10 protein-coding genes are annotated in these 16,087 nt (G+C 70.2%); 7 read left to right on the plus strand and 3 right to left on the minus strand.

Annotated elements, in window-relative coordinates; all coding sequences use genetic code 11:
• Positions 1-67: 67 nt before the first annotated feature.
• Positions 68-2,863 carry a glycosyltransferase gene (locus tag CWS50_RS02580; RefSeq protein WP_127841542.1) on the minus strand — a complete coding sequence of 932 codons (2,796 nt, stop codon included), beginning with the start codon at positions 2,861-2,863 and terminating at the stop codon, positions 68-70.
• A gap of 219 nt (positions 2,864-3,082) precedes the next feature.
• Here CWS50_RS02580 and CWS50_RS02585 point away from each other — a divergent pair, with 219 nt between their 5' ends.
• From CWS50_RS02585 to CWS50_RS02595, 3 genes are all read left to right on the plus strand, one after another.
• Positions 3,083-3,499 (plus strand): hypothetical protein, encoded by a 417-nt coding sequence (locus CWS50_RS02585; RefSeq protein WP_127841543.1) that lies wholly within the window; start codon positions 3,083-3,085, stop codon positions 3,497-3,499.
• Positions 3,500-3,503: 4 nt separating this feature from the next.
• A complete protein-coding gene (locus CWS50_RS02590; protein WP_127841544.1) occupies positions 3,504-4,916 on the plus strand; it encodes a glycosyltransferase family 2 protein in 1,413 nt (470 codons plus the stop codon).
• A 135-nt stretch (positions 4,917-5,051) separates the two neighbouring features.
• Positions 5,052-6,578 carry a sugar nucleotide-binding protein gene (locus CWS50_RS02595; RefSeq protein WP_127841545.1) on the plus strand — a complete coding sequence of 509 codons (1,527 nt, stop codon included), beginning with the start codon at positions 5,052-5,054 and terminating at the stop codon, positions 6,576-6,578.
• A 102-nt stretch (positions 6,579-6,680) separates the two neighbouring features.
• Here the strand turns inward: CWS50_RS02595 and rfbA are convergent, their stop codons facing one another.
• A complete protein-coding gene (gene rfbA, locus CWS50_RS02600) occupies positions 6,681-7,556 on the minus strand; it encodes a glucose-1-phosphate thymidylyltransferase RfbA (protein ID WP_127841546.1) in 876 nt (291 codons plus the stop codon).
• A 194-nt stretch (positions 7,557-7,750) separates the two neighbouring features.
• Here rfbA and manA point away from each other — a divergent pair, with 194 nt between their 5' ends.
• Positions 7,751-8,941: a mannose-6-phosphate isomerase, class I gene (gene manA / locus CWS50_RS02605; protein ID WP_127841547.1), complete on the plus strand. Its 1,191-nt coding sequence runs from the start codon at positions 7,751-7,753 to the stop codon at positions 8,939-8,941.
• 93 nt (positions 8,942-9,034) lie between these two features.
• Here the strand turns inward: manA and CWS50_RS02610 are convergent, their stop codons facing one another.
• A complete protein-coding gene (locus CWS50_RS02610; RefSeq protein ID WP_127843180.1) occupies positions 9,035-9,826 on the minus strand; it encodes a TIGR03089 family protein in 792 nt (263 codons plus the stop codon).
• 336 nt (positions 9,827-10,162) lie between these two features.
• On the opposite strand from CWS50_RS02610, the gene CWS50_RS02615 reads away from it, so the two are divergent.
• From CWS50_RS02615 to CWS50_RS02625, 3 genes are read left to right on the plus strand one after another with little or no spacing between them, the layout of a single operon-like run.
• Positions 10,163-10,483: a WhiB family transcriptional regulator gene (locus CWS50_RS02615; RefSeq protein ID WP_119836589.1), complete on the plus strand. Its 321-nt coding sequence runs from the start codon at positions 10,163-10,165 to the stop codon at positions 10,481-10,483.
• Positions 10,480-14,391, plus strand: coding sequence for a glycosyltransferase (locus tag CWS50_RS02620; RefSeq protein ID WP_127841548.1), 3,912 nt, complete (start codon positions 10,480-10,482; stop codon positions 14,389-14,391). Before CWS50_RS02615 ends, CWS50_RS02620 begins: the two co-directional genes overlap by 4 nt.
• Complete coding sequence (locus CWS50_RS02625) at positions 14,388-16,055, plus strand: DUF5719 family protein (protein ID WP_127841549.1); 1,668 nt, start codon at positions 14,388-14,390, stop codon at positions 16,053-16,055. The genes CWS50_RS02620 and CWS50_RS02625 overlap by 4 nt, the downstream gene beginning before the upstream one ends.
• Positions 16,056-16,087: the final 32 nt, after the last annotated feature.

Raw genomic sequence — 16,087 nt, forward strand, 5'->3', positions numbered from 1 at the left:
CGCCTCCCTGCCTCGACAGGCGGTCAGCTGGGTGGGTGCCGGGGTGCCCGGCACCCACGGACAGAGGCTAGCTGCGCAGGTAGCGGGCCAGGCCCCGGGCGGTGCGCCTGGCGACGTGTGTGGCAGCGAGCCTCACCACGGTGCCAGTCCCCTCCGTGCGGGCCACGGCCCTGGCCTGCCACAGGAGCCGGCTGGCGCGGGCGGCGGCAGCCGGGGCGGGCACAGCTGCGGGGGCCTGGTCCTCACCGTAGGGGTCCAGGGCGATGGGGGCTGCGGCGAAAGGCTCGTCATCTGCCACAGGGACCCAGGAGGAGGGCTGCCGACGGCCCTCCAGGCGCAGGCGCAGCGCGGCCTGGACCAGGATCTTCTCGTAGGCGCGGCCCTGGGTCAACGGTGACAGCTCCAGCAGGGCTTCCCGCCGCGCCATCGCCCCCATCCGGGAGCGCAGGGCCTGGGAGCCGATCAGCTCCTCCAGGGCCTCCTCCCACTGCTCGGTGGTCGTGGCCAGCATCCCGGTGCGGCCGTGCTCGACCACCTCCTGAAAGGGACCCGTGGCAGCCGCGACAACCGGGCGGCCCACCAGTGCGGCCTCCAGCCACTTGATAGCCGACTTGGCCTCGTTGAACACCGAGTCCCCCGTCAGGGGCGCCAGGCAGATGTCGGTGTCCCGCAGCACCCGTGGCAGCTCCAGCCAGGAGGTGAAGGGGACCGTGGAGACTCGCTCGGCCAGTGGCGAGAGGGCCTTGGTCGGGCGGAGGTGGCCGCCCAGGACGAGCCGGACGTGCGGGTGGCGCCTCATGACAGCGACCACTGCGGGCTCTACCGCCGCCCAGTCCGCGTCGTGCGTCGTCGTTCCGGAGAAGTACCCGATAGAGACGGTGGTCTCGCTGCTCCCACGGTCTGCGTTGTCCTCGCTGCCCGCACCGCTCCTGTCCTGCTCGGCGCTACCGACAGCCTGCGCGCCTGTGGCCCCGGGTATCCCCCTCATGGCGCGAGCCGACACGACGCGCGCCGGAGGAGTGCGGGCTCCCCGTGCTGCCATGTCGTCCTCCCGGATCACCCTGTCCGAGGCCCGGGCCAGGAGGGCTCCCACCCCGTTGGCGTAACGGTAGGCGGGGAGGTGGGCCAGTCGGGTCGCCTCCTGGCACAGCACCTCGGTTGAGCCGATAAACCCGTCACAGGCTTCCAGGGTGGTGCGGTAGCGCTCGACACCGTGCCACCACAGCCGCTCCTCCCGGGCGGACAGGCCCTCCAGTCCCTTGAGCTGGCCGCGCAGGGAGGGGTCGAAGATGAGGTCGTCAACGTCGTAGAGGACCGGGACCGCTCCCGGGCGCTCCTTGACTGCGGTGACAAGGTCCAGCACCTGCGTGGTCGCCGGCACCCTGTACAGCACGACGGCGTCCGCCTGGAGGACCTCCTCACGAAGGCGCGGGTCGCGGTAGTGGCGCACCTCGACCTCGTGGCCTCGCATCCGCAGCGCCTCGGCGGGAAGGTAGGCGCGGTAGCGCAGTGGCGCGCCATCGATACCGACGATGAAGAGCACCCGCCGCAGGAGCTGGGCCTGTGCCCGTGCGATGTCACGGTGCTCCTCCGGCTCGCGCACCGCCTCGGGGGAGCCGAAGGCGTCGTCGCGCACCTCCTCGTAGATGCTGAGCAGCTCGCCCCCCTGCTGGGTGAAGGAGCGGATCGGCGAGGCGGCGCCCTGACCGGTCAGCCTCCGTGCCCGCGCCGGGTCCTGGGCGAGACGGTGCAGCACCTCCGCCAGGGCCTGGGCGTCCCCGGCCGGGACGACGTGGCCGTTGACCCCCTCGGCCACGGCCTCCTCCGGCCCGAGGGTGTCGGTGCACACCACGCCCAGGCCGGCGGCCAGTGCCTCGCGGGTGAGGATGGAGTGGGACTCGCGCATGACGGAGGGCAGGACCAGCAGGTCGTGGTCGCCCAGGACCTCCAGGAGGCTGTCGGGGCTGAAGGACGGGCGGGGGCGGAACCAGGAGGGCAGGCCTGGGCGGGTCCTCCTGACCCCGTAGGCGTCCAGGAGCAGCCCGCTGTGCTCACCGACCAGCCGGGCGCTACGGGTCAGGACGTCGATGCCCTTCATCTCCTGGTCCCCGCCCGCGTACATGACCCGCAGCGGCCCCGTGCCGACTCGTGGCCGGGGCGAGGCTCCGAGGCGCTCCAGCTGGGCGTCAGGCAGGCCGTTCTCGTTGACCCGCACCCTGTCCGGGTCCACGCCGTTGGCGACCAGCACCCGTGCCGCTGAGTGGGAGGGCGCCAGGACGAGGTCCACAGCCTCCAGGGCTCGGCGAAGCCGCTCGCGCCGTCCCCGCAGGCGCGGGTGGGAGTCGCAGTCGCAGGAGCCGCACTCTACGACCAGGGAGCAGGGGTGCATCTGGTGATCGACCAGGAACTGCCGGGAGCAGAACCACCAGAAGTCGTGCATGGTCAGCACGACCCGGGCGCCCGACGCCCTGGCCGCCTCCACGAGCCCGACCCCGAGAGTCTGCAGGGAGTGGACGTGCACCACGTCAGGCCGGACCCCCTCCAGCCACCGGGCGAAGGCCTGAGCCGCACCGGGGTTGTCGTAGTTGAACGGGTCGTCCCAGCCCGTCCACGGAGTCGTGACCAGCCAGGTCACCGCCACCCCGGCCTCGTCGGTCTCGGTCCAGGTCTCCAGGGGACGGCGTCGGTCGTCCAGGTAGCCGGCATAGACGAAGGAGTCGTGGCCCTGCGCGGCTGTCAGGCGCGCTATCCTCTGCGGCACGAGAGTGCCCCCGGAGACGAAGTTCGGGGGATAGTGGGCAGAAACCTGGGCGATCCGCATGGGGCTGATGCTACCGGTACCCGTACCTGCCTGCTGGTCCATGCTCCTCGGGCACCTCTGACCGCTGGGTCCCAGCCGTCCTGACGCAGCCGCTCACGCCCATGCTCCTCGGGCACCTCTGAGCGCCTCTCCGGGTGTCCTTCTGGGGGGCGCTCCGGGCGTCTCTGCTGGGCTCCGTCGGTCTCCCCTGCGGCCAAAGTGGTCGCCGCCGACTGCTGCAGACGGGCTTCCCCGCTGCCCCTACGGCCCTATGCTGGGGCCATGAGCTACAGCGACTCGGACGTACCCGCCCGGCATCCTCTCGATCTGCAGGACTCCCCGGGTACTGTGGGGCAGGCAGGCAGCGGGCTGAGCGGTGGCGGTGCTGACGGTGCTACAGGGGCTGCCCCTCCCGCCAGGGCGCTGGAGGCCCTGGAGAGACGGTGCGATGAGCTGCGTGCCCAGGTGGTCTCCCTCCAGGCGGCGGCTGTGGTGCGCGCTGGGATCATTGAGGACCAGGCTGCCCGTATCCAGGACAACGAGAAGCGCCTGGCTGAGGCGCACGCCCGCCTGGAGGCCCGTCAGCCATCCGCAGTCAGTGCCGTGCGGGCGATCGCGGCCCCGCAGACGCTGAGGAGGCTGCCCCTGGGCGGTCTGAAAAGGCGTGCGGCGGCGCTCCTACGTCGGTTGAGGGGCTGAGGTCATGAGTGGTGTCACCGTCATTGTCGCCGACGGCGTCTGGGACGCAAGGCGGGAGAGGCCGGAAGGTCCCACCGGGGCGACCGTGGAGAGCTTTCGCCAAGTTGCCTCCGACGGGGACCGTCTGCTCGTGGGGTCGTGGTGGGGGTGTGCGGACCGGGTAGAGACTGACTACGCCCTGCTGCTGCGTGCGGGTGACACGCTTGAGCCGGGTGCGCTGCGCGCTCTGGAGGAGTTCGCCCGGGCGCGCAGGGTCCGCCTGGTGACCGCCGACCGGATCGAGGACGGCCAGATCCGCCGGTGCCAGCGCTGGTCCCCTGCCCTGTTCGAGCAGTTCCCCTACACCGGGCGTCTCATGCTGGTGGAGGCCTCGGTGCTGGCCCAGGTGGTGGACACCGCCCTCCAGGAGCCACTCAGTGAGTGGGACATGCAGCTGCGCCTGGTTGACGCGGCTGCTGGCGCCGACCACTGCCCGGTCGTGGCGGTCAACCAGGCCACCCCGGTGCGCGCCGGAGGCCTGGCTGACCGCGTCACCACCGTCCAGGCTCACCTCGCCCGTGCGGGCAGGAGCGCCGAGCTGGTCAGCGCGGGTCCGACAGGCATGCCGCAGGTGCGTGCCCGTACCACGAAGGCCCACCTGGTCTCTGTCATCGTCCCGACCGCCTTCTCCCGCCGTGAGCTGGAGGACGGTACCGTGCGTACGCTCGTGGAGTGCCTGCTGACAGGGATCCTGGTCACTGTCGGCCCTCGGCGTTGCGAGGTGGTCCTGGTCGTGGACGACCAGGCCGACTCCCGGTCCGTGGAACGGTGCCGGAGCCTGTGGCCGGGGACGTTGCGGGTGGTGACCACCCGGGGGCCCTTTAACTTCTCTGCTGCTGTCAACGCTGGCGCCGCTGCCTCACGCGGGGAGGTCCTTCTTCTGCTCAACGACGACGTCGAGCCGTGCCACGGCGGCTGGCTGGACCAGATGCTGGGGGTCCTGGAGCGTCCGGGCACCGCCGTGGTCGGTGCCCGCCTGCTGCTGGGAGATGGCAGGATCCAGCACCTTGGAGTGGTGTGCCCCCCCGGGGGGCTGCCGATGCATCCCCGGGTCTTCGAGGAGGACAGGACCTCCCACCCCATGGCCCAGGCGGACGTGGAGTACCTGGCGGTGACCGGTGCCTGCCTCATGTGCCGTCGGGAGGACTTTGAGGCCGTGGGTGGCATGGACGAGAGACTGCCGCTGAACTTCAACGACATCGACCTGTGCCTGCGCATGGTGGCCCGGGGTGGCAGCGTGGTGTGCGTCAACAGCGTGAGGATGGTCCACCGCGAGTCCTCGACCCGCCGTCCCCAGATCCTCCCGGAAGAGAGGGCGGCTGTGGAGGGCTGGTACCCGCTGACGGCTACGGACCCCCACATTGAGTACTGGGGCTGACCCCGGTGTCCCGTAGCGCGGGGACGACCCGGGTGCTCCTGGGACGTCACCCCGACGGCCAGGGCCGTTCTACGACATACTTCTACCGCATGTCCTGACTCCTCCGGACTGCGACTTCTCCAGATAGGTGAGCCCATGACTTCTGAGACCGCCAGGCCCCTGCGGGTCGAGACCACGCCGATTCCTGGCTTCCTGCGGATAGACCTGCCTGTGCACGGGGACAGCAGGGGCTGGTTCAAGGAGAACTGGCAGCGCGAGAAGATGCTCGCCCTGGGACTGCCGGACTTTGGCCCGGTGCAGAACAACATCTCCTTCAACCACGAGGTGGGGGTGACCCGAGGTATCCACGCGGAGCCGTGGGACAAGTACGTCTCGGTGGCCTCGGGGCGCGTCTTCGGGGCCTGGGTGGACCTGCGCGAGGGGCCGACCTTCGGGACGCTCTACACCTGTGAGATCGACCCCTCCGTGGCGGTCTACGTGCCTCGCGGCGTGGGTAACGCCTACCAGACCCTGGAGCCTGCCACCGCCTACACCTACCTGGTCAACGACCACTGGCTGCCTGACGCCCGCTACACCTTCCTCAACCTTGCCGACAGCTCGGTGGCCGTGCCCTGGCCGATCCCTCTGGAGAAGGCGGTGCTGTCAGACAAGGACCGCTCGCACCCGCCGCTGGAGGAGGTGCCGCCCTTTCCGGCGCCGGGGGCGTCGCTGCCAGGAGCCGCCCCCCGTACCCGTGGTGCGGACAGCGACGCTGCCACGGTGGCCGGGGACGAGCCGCACGCCTCCCGTCCCGACAGCGGGAGCAGGCCGGGCAGCAGGGTACTGGTGACCGGTGCGCACGGCCAGCTCGGTCGTGAGCTCATGCGTCAGCTGCCAGAGGCCGGGTACGAGGCCACGGGCGTGGACCTTCCCGAGGTGGACATCTCTGACGCCTCTGCCCTGGAGGGCTTCCCGTGGGGTGACTACGACGTCGTCGTCAATGCTGCGGCGTGGACGAACGTGGACGGCGCCGAGACCCCTGAGGGGCGTCGGCTGTCCTGGAGGGCCAACGCCACCGGTCCGGCCAATCTGGCCAGGGCTGCCACCGCCCACGGCCTGGTACTGGTGCACGTCTCCAGTGAGTACGTCTTTGACGGGACCGCCCAGGTCCACGCAGAGGAGGAGCCCGCCAGCCCCCTGGGCGTCTACGGGCAGTCCAAGGCGGGAGGCGACGCTGCCGTGGCTGCCACCACGCGTCACTACCTGGTGCGCACCTCCTGGGTGGTGGGTGAGGGCGGCAACTTCGTGCGCACGATGGCCCGGCTGGCAGCCCAGGGGGTGAAGCCTAAGGTCGTGGACGACCAGGTAGGACGCCTGACCTTCACCACCGACCTGGCGGCGGGCATCATCCACCTCCTGGGGACGGGGGCGCCCTACGGAACCTACAACCTCTCTGGTGAGGGGGCGGTGGTCTCCTGGGCGGACGTGGCCAGGAGGGTCTACGAGCTGACCGGGCACAGCGCCCAGGATGTCACCCCGGTCAGCACGGAGGAGTACTTCGCGGACCAGGACGTGGCACCTCGCCCCCTCGTGTCCACGCTGGACCTGTCCAAGATTGAGTCCACAGGTTTTGTCCCCGCCGACTCGATGCAACGCCTGGAGGACTACGTCCGGTCCCTGTAGGCCCTGTGCAGGCCCTGCGCGTGCAGGCCTGGTACCTGGTGCGGGGTGCGCCCCACGCCGGGGCGCACCCCGCCACCACGTCGCCGCCTGGGGTCTGTCTGCCTAGCCCCGGCGCTCACGCTCCAGCAGGTCCAGCAGGTACTGTCCGTAGCCGGACTTCACCAGCGGCTCGGCACGTCGGCGCAGCCCCTCGTCATTGATAAAGCCCATGCGCCAGGCGACCTCCTCAGGGGCGCCGACCTTCATGCCCTGACGCGCCTCGACCGTGCGTACGAAGGCTGTGGCGTCCGCCAGGGAGTCGAAGGTCCCGGTGTCCAGCCAGGCCGTCCCCCGTGGCAGGACCTCGACGCTGAGCCGACCTGCCTCAAGGTAGGTGCGATTGATGTCGGTGATCTCGTACTCTCCACGTGCCGAGGGCCTGAGGTTACGTGCGATCTCCACCACGTCGTTGTCGTAGAAGTACAGACCGGGCACGGCGTAGTCCGACTTCGGGTGCGTCGGCTTCTCCTCGATGGACAGAGCCCTGAGGTCCTGGTCGAACTCCACGACGCCGTAGGCGGAGGGGTCGGCTACCTGGTAGGCGTAGACGACCCCGCCCTCCGGGCTGGTGTGGCGACGCAGCTGGGTCCCCATCCCCGGGCCGTAGAAGATGTTGTCGCCCAGGACCAGGGCGGCGCTGTCGTCCCCGATGAACTCTGCTCCCAGGACGAAGGCCTGTGCCAGCCCGTTGGGAACCTCCTGCACCGTGTAGGAGAGGCTGACGCCTAGCTGAGAGCCGTCACCCAGCAGGCGGTGGAAGCTGGGGGCGTCGTGAGGTGTCGTGATGACGAGCACGTCCTGGATGCCCGCAAGCATAAGGGTGCTCAGCGGGTAGTAGATCATCGGCTTGTCGTAGACCGGTACCAGCTGCTTGGAGGTGCCCAGGGTGATCGGGTTAAGTCGTGTGCCGGAGCCTCCGGCCAGGATGATGCCTCGCATACCCGTAGTCTGACCTACCGGGCGTGGGTTGGCGGGGTGACGAGGCTGATCTGTTGCGCAGGTTGCGGACCAGGTACGGGTGCCTGCGGCTGCGACCATGCAGCACGCCGGGAGCTCCGGCTGGCCCCGGCCTGTGAGGCGTCGCAAGGACGTCTTGTAGCCAGCCGTGCGCTGCCGCCGGTACGGTGCCCTCTATGATGCGTCTCGAGGCTGCCCGGCAGCGTTATGACTGGGGCTCTGCCACAGCCATTCCCAGGCTGCTCGGCGTGCCCTCCGACGGCTGCCCCTGGGCTGAGGCGTGGTATGGCGCCCACGCAGCGGGACCGACGTTGGTGGCAGGTGGACAGCCTCTGGCGCAGGTCCTCCAGCATGACCCTGAGCGGCTGCTGGGCGACGACATCATCCGCCGGTTCGGCGCCCAGCTGCCGTTCCTCGTCAAGCTCATCGCCCCGGCCCGTGTCCTGTCCCTCCAGGTCCACCCGAGCCAGGAGCAGGCGGCTCAGGGCTACGCCCTGGAGGAGGAGGCAGGCGTGGCGATGGACAGCCCGGACCGCAACTACAAGGACCCCAACCACAAGCCGGAGATGGTGCTGGCGCTGACGCAGTTTGAGGCGGTGGCGGGGTTCCGGGCACCTCGGCGTGCCGCCGAGGTCCTTGCCGACCTGGACAGCCCCCTGGCGCGACGCATGCGGCGCACGCTGAGGCTCAATCCCACCCGCTTCGGCATCCGCCAGGTCTTTACGGACCTGGTCTCGGCAGGTACCCGGCCGCAGGAGGACGCGGTCGCAGCTCTTGTCGAGGAGATCTCCGAGCGCGTGGAAGCCGGCCGTTCCCCGTCCCGCAGGGTGGACTCCAACGTGCTGGAGATGTCGCGCAGCTTTCCGGGTGACCCTGGTATCGCCGCAGCGCTCCTGCTTAACCCTGTGACTCTTCAGCCCGGGGAGGCACTGTTCGTCCCTGCGGGCAGTGTCCACGCCTATGTCAGCGGCCTGGGGGTGGAGGTCATGGCCTCCTCCGACAACGTGCTGCGGGCTGGCCTGACCGCCAAGCACGTTGACGTCGCCGGGGTCCTGGCCTGCGTGAGCTACGTGGCGGCACCGCCAGTACGTCCCGCTCCCGAGTACCTGTCACGCGCGACCCGCGCCTACTACGCTCCCGTGGACGACTTCGAACTCATGGTCACCTCTGTCGTGCCGACGGACGGCCGTCTTCAGGTGCCTGGCCGGGGGCCACGGATCGTGCTGGCGGTCCAGGGATCCGCCGTGCTGACGACAGCGGCGGGACAGCTGGGGCTCGACCGTGGGCAGGCTGCCTTTGTCGGCGCCGACGAGCGGACCCTCTCGGTGGAGGGGAACGGGACCCTGGTCCAGGCTGACGTCCCCTGACCTCGTGGGCGTCCCGACCCCGGCACCCTGTGGCGACCTGCCCGCTTCCGGTTGGGGCGTACGCCGTGCCCCGCCCGGAAGCCGGCGTGTGGGCTATCGGGTCGCTCCTTCCTGGCGTGCGGCTGCCTCTGCGACGGCCTTTCCCGCTCCCTCCATGAGCAGCACTGCCACTCGACCTGCTCGCCAGGCGGCCAGGACCCCGCGCAGGGCTGGTGCCAGGGTGCTCTCGTGCACCAGCACGGCCTGCCGACCGTCGGCAGGCCGTGCCGGGGCTGGCGCCGGACCCGGGGCTCGGGTTTCGGGGCCGGGACCGCAGCAGCTCCGGTGGTCCTGGTGACGGGGGGTCCCTAAGAGGTCTTCCTCGGACCATGGGGTGCGTCCACCCAGCCGGTCCAGCTGAGTCAGGAGGTTAGGCGGGGCGGCGGTCCCGGGAGGGGAAACGTAGTGGTCCGGGTAGGCCATGAGGTCAGCGACGCCGTCGAGCACCAGCGGCGGTAGTGGCGCGGGCCACCGCAGCGCCAGCGACTGGGGCGGTGCGAGCACCTGGACCTCGGCGTCGGGGCACAGCTGCTCGTCGTCCAAGGCCACGCTGAGCCCTGGTGACAGACCTGCTGCCCGGACTGCGTCTGCGGTGCCGACCAGGACGTGCTGGCCTGCGAGCCACGCTCCGCAGGCCCATGTCAGTCCCCGCCAGTGAACCCCGGTTCCTACGTGAATTCCATCTCCGAAAAGCACCTCATTAGTGATCAGTCCTGCTATCTTGGCGTGCCACATGGACAGCACGTGCCCAGTGAGCTCGACTCGCTGGTCTGGCCCATAACAAACCAGCCACGGCCTATCTGAGTCATGGGTGGTGGGGAGGGTCTCAAGAAGTTGCGCATACATGTCGGAGAATTGAGGCAGATCCACTGGGGGCTGGTGCGGTTGTGGGATATTATCACGGTATCGAGGCTCGCGGAGGGCGTGTCGTGGGCTGTGCCACGGCCTGCGATTCCGCCAGAAAGTAGGTGCGGAAGTGTTGTCAGCATAGCCCTGGCCTCTTCTCAGGTGTCTTGTAGGAAGTCGCCATAGAGTACCCGCAGTGCGAGGCAGTTCGTAGATTGTCAACGGACGATGTCGATGGTTGCGAGAGGGTGTAGTTTCCTTCTCGGGCTTGACTCGCCCGGTCCGGCGCGCATGTAATTCTTACTGGCAAGCAAGTAAGTTGAAGGGAGGCCGAATATGTGGAACATCCTCGGCGACGGGCCACTGACACGTCCAGAGGAGCCTGACACCGAGGCGTTGCTGTTCCTTTTCGGCGGTGGTGATGATCTTGACGAGGGTCCCCTGGCGTGGCAGGAGCGTGCTCTGTGCGCCCAGACGGACCCGGAGGCCTTCTTCCCCGAGAAGGGCGGCTCCACCCGTGAGGCCAAGCGCGTCTGTGCGACCTGTGAGGTGCGGGAGGAGTGCCTTGAGTACGCCCTCGCCAACGACGAGCGCTTCGGTATCTGGGGCGGACTGTCTGAGCGTGAACGCCGCAAGCTCAAGCGTCGCGCGGTATGACGCCAGTCGGCTCTGACGACAGGATCACAAGGGGCAGGTCGGAGCCAGAGGCTGACGCGGGTGTCCTGGCAGTTGTCGTGACGGCCGGGAACACCCCGTTCCTGGCTGAGACGCTCAGTGGCCTGGCGTCCCAGGCGCGTCGTGCGGAGATCGTTCTCGTCGTCGACGTCGCCTCCCGGGTCAACGGGCTGGGGGACGGCACGCCGATCGAGGAGGTTGTGGAGGGCTGCGGGCTTGACGCCTCCAGCGCGGTACGTATCGTCCGCGCCGGGGAGGCCTCTACCTTCGGTGGCGCGGTCGCCTCCGGGCTCGCCGCCTACATCGACCTCGTAGCCTCGGGGGGGCGTCGACGTGCTCGCTCCGGTGAGGGCTGGGACGTGTCGGAGGGAGCACGCTCCCCGGGAGGGGTGGCTCCCGGCCCGGCCGCTGACCCGGTCGCCGGGGCACTGTCCGCGGTGACGCGCCAGGAACGACGCCTGATCGTCCCTGATCCTGAGGGGCAGTCACGAAGGCTGTGGCTGTGGCTGCTTCATGACGACTCCGCGCCGCAGCAGGACTGCCTGCGTGCGTTGCTGGCGGCAGCGGCCAATGCCCGGTCCGTGGGTGTCGTCGGCCCGAAGCAGGTCTCCTGGGACCATCCCGACCAGCTTCTGGAGGTTGGGCTGAGCACGACGGCCTCGGCTCGCAGGGACAACTCTATCGTCCCCGGTGAGGTGGACCAGGGACAGTACGACGATCGCAGCGACGTGCTCGCGGTGGGGACAGCCGGTGCCCTGGTAGCGCGTACCGTGTGGGACGAGGTCGGTGGTACCGCGCCGTGGCTGGGACCTTTCGGGGACGGCCTGGAGCTGTCCCGTGCCGTCCGCCTGCGCGGCTACAGGGTCGTCGTCGAGCCCCAGGCCGTTCTGCGCCATCGTCGTGCCTCCTACCTTGGCCTGCGGCCCGCGCGGCAGCCTGCTCGCCGAGAGGGGGCGGCTCCGGTCACCGACCTGCCGGACCCCGACCCTGAGCGCTCCTTCCGGGAGCGGCGGGAGGCCCAGCTGACCAACTGGGCTGCCTTCTCCTCGCGTCCCGTGGTCCTGCTGCTGGTGTGGTTCATGCTTCTGGGGCTGGCTCGTGGACTGTGGCGGCTGGTCTCCAAGGATCCTGCGCTGGCCCGTGACGAGGTGGCTGCTGCCTGTGAGGTCCTTGGGCGCGCCAGCTGCGTCAGGTCAGGCCGTCGTCGTCTGTCCCAGCACGCTCGGGTGCCGCGCTCCGCCCTGGGGAGGCTCTACGTCCCGGCAGCCCGGATTCGCGCGGCACGCAGGGACCAGGTGCGCCAGGAACGGGAGCGCGCGGCGCGCTCCCGGGCACCGAGCGAGCTGGAGGTGCGTGAGCTGGCTGCCCTGGCCAGTACCAGGAGAAGAGTGCTGGCCGCCCTGGTGCTGCCTGTCCTTGTCCTGGCGGCGGCCGGGCTGTCGAGCGTGGTGCTGACCCGTTCGGTCAGCGGCGGGGCCTCTGCCTTTCTCTCCACCAGCTGGCGTGAGCTGTGGGAGGCTGCCTGGTCGGCCTGGATTCCCTCCGGCGACGGCTACCCCGGCGGTCCCTCGCCTCTTCTGGCGGTGCTGGCGCTGCCGATGGCGCTGGGCAGCCTGGTCGGTGTTGACGGTGACACGGGAGTCCATGCTTTTCTTGTGGCTGCTGTGCCCCTGGCAGCCCTGGGAGCCTGGTTCGCTGCCGGGACGGTGACGCGCCGGGCGGGACTGCGCTGGGCTGCCGGCCTCGTGTGGGCGCTGACCCCGAACCTTCTCACAGCAGTGGGGCAGGGGCGTATGACGGCTGTCCTGGTTCACCTGGTCCTGCCCTGGCTGCTTCTTGCTGTGGCTCGAGCGCTGGGGGCGGACCGCCGCGACGTGGTTGTCTCCGGCCTTGTGGGTGCGCACCTGCTCACGGACAGGGAGCGTCAGGAGCTGGACCGCTTCTCCCAGGAGCGCGTCGAGGACCTGGCGCGTCTTGACCAGGACACGGGTGCCGTCGAGGACCTCCAGCCTGTGGCGGGCCCCGACGCAGCAGAGGGTGCCCAGGACAGTCAGGAGCAGGAGGCTGCTCACAGCAGTGAGAGCAGCCGGGAGGGTGGCCAGGAGGACGACCGGGGGCGTCAGGACAGCCCCCAGGACGAGGGCGGTACGGGCAACCGGGACCGGGACGACCAGGACCTGGAGGCCAGCGGCCCGGACGCGGTAAGGACGGTCGGGGACGTGGTCAGCCCGTCGTTGCGTCGGGCACCGACACCCGTGCGGTACGGTCCCGGCTCAGCGGCTGCGGCAGCCACGGCTGGACTTCTTGCCTCGGTGGTGGTGGCTGCGTCCGCGGTGACGGCCCCGCTCCTGCTTCTTGTGATCGGTGTGCTGGCTCTGAGGTCCTCGCGGGGCTATCGGCTGCTTCTCACACTGGTGCCGCTGGTGCTGACAGCCGCCCCGGCCTGGTGGCGTGCCTGGCAGGTGGGCTCGGCCACGACCTGGCCGCAGGGGCTGCGCCTGCTGCTGACCGACGCCGGCGTGCCGACTGCGGTCACCTCCCCCAGCGGGGTGGACCTGCTCCTGGGCTCACCCACGGACCTGGACCTTGTCCTGGCTGACGGCTCCCTGGCTCTGGTCGGCAAGATCCTTCTGGCTGTCGTCCCGGCTGCGGCGCTAGCGAGCCTGCTGGTCTCCGGGCGGCAGGGGGCCAGGGCGAGGACCGGTCTTCTCCTGGCACTTGGCGGCTTGGCGCTGGCGGCCGTCTCCTCCCGCACTGTCACTGCAGCCGGGACCAGCCTGGGCGAGGGTACCAGCGTGCTTGTCACCGGGTGGGCTGGGGCCGGGCTGTCCATGGCCCTGGCTGGCTTTGTGCTGGCAGGTCTGGTCGCTGGCGACGCCTGTCTCGCCCTCCTGGACGGAGACGCGACGGGGGCGCGGGGCTGGCGGTCGTGGGCGGTGGGAGGGCTGTGCCTTGTCGTGGCAGCAGGTCCTGTGACAGCGGGTGCGGCCTGGGCCTGGCAGGCTCGTGCGGGCTCTGAGCAGGCCATGGCTCTGAGCAGTGCTGGGCAGCAGGTTCCTCTGATCGCCGCCCAGCTCCAGTCCTCTGGCACCCAGGGCAGGGTTCTGCACCTGGTCGCCTCTCCCGAGGGTCTGCAGGTCACTATCTGGCGGCATCCTGGTACCCAGATGACCGACGTCCTGCCGGAGGTGCTCAGTGCCCGGCTGCGTGCCCGGGTGCCGGGCGTCTCGGAGCACGGGCTGGTCGTGGCCGGGGACGCTCTTCCTGACATCGTCCCCATGGTGCTGGCCGACGACGCGGACCGCGCCCTGGCCGACCTGGTCGCCCGGGCCGTGTCCGGGCAGGACGAGGAGGCCGCTGCCGACCTGGCAGCGCACGGGATCGCCGTCGTGGTCCTGGCCGAGGCCCCGGGAGACGAGCTGACTGCTGAGACACGTTCCGGCCTGGCCTCCACCCCAGGACTGGACCAGCTGGCGCAGACCGCCTCTGGTACCGCCTGGCGTGTGGCACCGCAGCAGGGTCAGGAGCCCTCGCGGCTGACGGTCGTGGACGCCGACGGTCTCAGCATGCCGCTGTCCTCTGACGGTGGCGAGGTTGCCACGAGCGCCCGCCTGCCCCGAGGTCAGGACGGACGCACCCTGGTCCTGGCCGAGCGCGCCAGCAGCTCCTGGAGCGCCTCCTTGGACGGGACTCCTCTGGAGCCCACGACCCTGTCGGGCGGGGACGGGGAGTGGAGACAGGCTTTTGTGCTGCCCGCCGATGAGGGGACTCTGGAGGTTACCTACAGGGGCGGTATCGTCCCGACCCTGCTGACCTACGGGATCTGGAGCGCATGGGTGGTGACGGCTGTGGCTGCCCTGCCCCTGCGACGCGGAAAGGAGACGGTGTGAGCGAGCCGGAGAGCACGGCCCCCTCCCCCTCTCACGGGGCGGAGGCGTCCGGGTACGCTCCTGACGAGGAGACTGACGCCGAGGCGGCCCGCACGCAGGAGGCGGCCCAGCCGCAGTCTCCTGCGGAGGTGCCAGGAGCCTCTGAGACGTCGGCGGCCCGTCCTGCGCGGCAGTCGTGGCACGGTGTCGTGCGGCGCGGGGCGGTGCTGGTGTCAGCGCTGGTCCTGGCCTGTGCCGTTGCCGGCGTGACGTGGTGGGGACAGGTCCACCCCCTGGTGTCCACGCCCCAGGTGGCCCCCGTGACCGTGACCCAGGGCGGGGCACAGAGCGTGTACGTGTGTCCTGGCGCACCCGTGAACACGCTGCAGGCTGTGGAGGTCGCGTCGATGACGACGTCCACGACTGTGGTGCCGGTCGGAGAGGCCGCGTCGCTCTCTTACGACGACGAGCCCCTGGAGGGCTTGGCCACGACCATGGGCAGTGCGGAGGGCGGTGTCCTCGTGGTTGAGCCTGGACAGGAGGGGCAGGTCGCGTCTGCTGCGGCCGCCGTCACAACCTTGGCCTCCAGCGGGGACCTGCGGGGCCTGACTGCCGCCTCCTGTATCCAGCCCTCCGCGACATCCTGGATCGTGGGAGGCTCTACAGCGCCCGGGGCCTCCGCCCAGCTGCGGCTGGAGAATCCCGGGGTCACCACTGTGACGGCGAACGTCACTGTCTATGGGTCCACGGGGCGACTCGACCTTCCTAGCAACGGCCAGGTCACGGTTCCGGCTGGTTCTGACACGTCCCTGCTCCTGGAGGCCGCCAGTGCCAACGACCCTCGCCTGGCGGTGTCGGTCGAGGCAGAGGGTGGCAGCCTTGCTGTGATGCTGGTCACTGAGGAGCTTGACGGGGAGACGGCAGCAGGAACTGATGTCGTCACAGGTGGTGCCGCCCCGGCCACGGACCTTGTGGTCCCTGGGGTCCAGGTTGCCAGCCCCGAGGAGCAGGGCGAGGTGGCCGAGGACTCCACAGGAGCGGTCTCCTCCGACTCGCCTGTCGTGAGGGTGGTCAACCCGGGCGGCGAGCCTGCGTCCGTCAACGTGACCGTGCTCGGTGAGGAGGGGGCCGCGCCCCTGCCGGGAGCCGAGGGCGTTGTCATCGACCCGGGCAGTGTGTTTGACGTCTCCCTGGAGGGAGTGTCACCGGGCACCTATGGCATGCGGGTGACCTCGGACCTGCCTGTCGCGGCGGCGGTACAGCTGGTGCGCAGCGGTGGGGAGTACCCGGAGCGCTCGGGCGCTCTTGTCCATGACAAGGCGTGGGTCCAGGCCAGCCGCCAGGACTCACTGGACGCTAGCGTCCTGGCGGTTCCTCGGGGCGAGGACCTGAACTCCGTGGTCACCCTGGCCAACGGGGGCCAGGCCGCCTCTGTCACCCTCGCCAGCGCTGACGGGTCGTGGCAGGAGGAGGTAGAGGTTCCCGCCGGAGGGGCGCTCAGGGTCGACGTTCCCGACGAGGTCGCCGCTGTGACGCTGACCACCTCAGAGGAGGGGAGCGCGGTGGCTGCCGCGACCGTGGTGGCTGCGCGTGTGTCCGGGGACGCCGCAGGAGTCGTGCTCTCCGTGGTCCCGGCGGAGCCTGACGCGGCGGCGGCGGCCGAGCACAGGCTCCTCCTCGAGTAAGGGCCGTGCAAGGGCTGAGTGGTGGGTGGGGT

Source organism: Actinomyces wuliandei (genome assembly GCF_004010955.1).
GTDB classification, from domain to species: Bacteria; Actinomycetota; Actinomycetes; order Actinomycetales; family Actinomycetaceae; genus Actinomyces; species Actinomyces wuliandei.